The organism is Acidisphaera rubrifaciens HS-AP3, from assembly GCF_000964365.1.
GTDB lineage: Bacteria > Pseudomonadota > Alphaproteobacteria > Acetobacterales > Acetobacteraceae > Acidisphaera > Acidisphaera rubrifaciens.
Map to the genome: position 1 here is coordinate 1 of NZ_BANB01000059.1, position 676 is coordinate 676.

1 protein-coding gene is annotated in these 676 nt (G+C 74.6%); it reads right to left on the reverse strand.

What is annotated here, in order from left to right; all coding sequences use genetic code 11:
* A partial coding sequence (locus B8460_RS02130) for a glycosyltransferase family 2 protein (protein WP_048859921.1) occupies positions 1 to 676 on the reverse strand: 676 nt, incomplete at both ends.

The window sequence follows — 676 nt, forward strand, 5'->3', positions numbered from 1 at the left end:
GTCTCCAGCGTACGGAGGTTGCGCGGATACAGCAGCGACGCGGCGGGGCCGAAGCTCGCGCCGCCCTGATGATAGACAAAGGTGTCGCAGGCGAGCACGTGCCGCCAGCCGTGCCGCGCGGCGCGCAGGCACCAGTCGCATTCCTCGCCGTAGCCGGGGCCGAAGGTGTCGACGTCGAACGGCCCGGTCTGGGACAGGCAGTCGCGGCGCACATAGAGGCAGAAGCCCACGCCCGTCGGCAGATCGACGCGCCGCCCGCCGTTGACCGCGCGGCAGGCGGCGTCCACCTCCGCGAGGCCGCGGCCCCAGGCGATCTGCGGCCCGGTGACGGACGGGTAGGAGCAGATCGTCGCGTTGTTGGAGAACGGCGTGACGCTGCCGATGCGCGCCGAGGCATGGGCGTGGCCGGCGAGCCGGTCGAGCCAGCCGAGCGGCACCGCCGTGTCGCTGTTCAGCAGCGCCACGTCATGGCCGCCCGCCGCCTCCATCCCCTGATTGGCGGCGGCGACGAAGCCGCGCGCGACGGGGTTGCGCAGCAGCCGGATGCGCCCCTCGGCGGCGAGGCCGTCGAGCAGGTCGCGCGTCGCCGCCTCGGTGCTCGCGTCGTCGATGACGATCACCTCGCCGGGCGGGCGCGCCGCGTCGTCGAGCACGCTCGCGAGGCAGCGGCGCGTGG